Source organism: Maribrevibacterium harenarium (assembly GCF_006385675.1).
Classification (GTDB): Bacteria; Pseudomonadota; Gammaproteobacteria; order Pseudomonadales; family Marinomonadaceae; genus Marinomonas; species Marinomonas harenarium.
In genome coordinates this window covers 1-620 of record NZ_VFRR01000136.1, presented here as the reverse complement: position 1 = coordinate 620, position 620 = coordinate 1, and the positions used below count along the sequence as shown (strand labels likewise).

The following is a 620-nucleotide window of genomic DNA, read 5'->3' as shown; positions in this document are numbered from 1 at the left end:
TGGCGTGTTACAAGTTGACGGCTACAGTGGCTACGGCAAGGTCTGCCGAGAGCTTGATATCGCTCGTATTGGGTGTTGGGACCATGCGCGGCGCAAGTTTGTTGAAGCCGCACGCGGTGCGGCTCCTCAGAAAGGAAAAAGCAACAAGGCCACACCATCGAAAGCGGATGTGGCCGTCGGTAAGATCGGCAAGCTCTATGCCATCGAAAGAAAAATTGAAAACTTAAGCGAGTCGGAAAAGTACACCGTGCGCCAAGAGCTGGCGTTACCACTGCTAGAAGACTTCAAAGCGTGGCTGGAAACCAACCAGACAAAGGTGCCGAAAGACTCACCGATCTTTAAAGCCATCCAATATAGCCTCAACCAGTGGGAATCTCTGATCGCTTACTGTGACTATGGCTTCGTCCATATCAGTAATGCTTTAGCCGAGAATGCCATCCGCCCGTTCGCGGTAGGCAGACGCAACTGGCTATTTGCTGATTCGTCACGTGGAGCGAACGCCAGTGCTACTTGCTACTCATTGATAGAAACCGCCAAAGCTAATGGCCTAGAACCATCGAGTTACATCCAATACGTACTCGACCACATTGCCGACGCGGATACTTTAGAAAAACTCGAAG

General features: G+C 51.1%; 1 protein-coding gene. It reads left to right on the top strand.

The genetic code is table 11. The features are described from left to right. Positions 1-620 (top strand): IS66 family transposase (tnpC, locus tag FJM67_RS17430; protein WP_140591960.1); only part of this gene is annotated, 620 nt, incomplete at both ends.